General features: G+C 64.6%; 1 protein-coding gene. It reads right to left on the bottom strand.

The window, feature by feature from the left end:
- Positions 1 to 393 (bottom strand): Crp/Fnr family transcriptional regulator (locus ABD998_RS17760; protein ID WP_345442398.1); only part of this gene is annotated, 393 nt, incomplete at its 3' end.
- Positions 394 to 517: the final 124 nt, after the last annotated feature.

Raw genomic sequence — 517 nt, 5'->3', positions numbered from 1 at the left:
CCAGAAGAATCGCTGCATGTCCGGATGGGCCTCGACGATCGGGTCGAAATCTTCGGCGCGCCCGATCATCACCTCGCTGCGGACGATCGCCTGGATGCCGTAGTCGGTTCGTCCGGCATGGGGCAAAATGCCTTCGCCGGGAAAGCGCAGCGCGACGATCTGGCGGCGCCCGGCGGGATCGGTCTTGAACTTGGACAAGATGCCCGAGCGGACGAACATGACTTCGTCGCGTGGTACGCCCGGTTCGCGGAAGGGGCGGCGGGGATCGACTTCGACCACCTTGTGCGGCATCGCCACAAGAGGCTCGGCCAATTCCGGTGCAAGTCCGGCCGCGACAAGTGTTTCGCCCAGCGGAACGCCCGGCGCGGGCGCTTTTGAACGCCGACTCGCCATCGTAGATCTCCCCAGGGCGAGGATGCGCCTGCACCCGGGGGCGCGCAAGCGAATTAATGCAGGTTCATGCCCGGGGTGATTTCGTCCGTCAGCGTTACGATCTGTTGCGGCGTCAATTTGACCG

Origin of the sequence: Microbacterium gilvum (assembly GCF_039543865.1) — a bacterium.
GTDB lineage: Bacteria > Actinomycetota > Actinomycetes > Actinomycetales > Microbacteriaceae > Microbacterium > Microbacterium gilvum.
The sequence above is the reverse complement of the archived record's forward strand: the minus strand, read 5'-3'. Positions and strand labels throughout refer to the sequence as shown.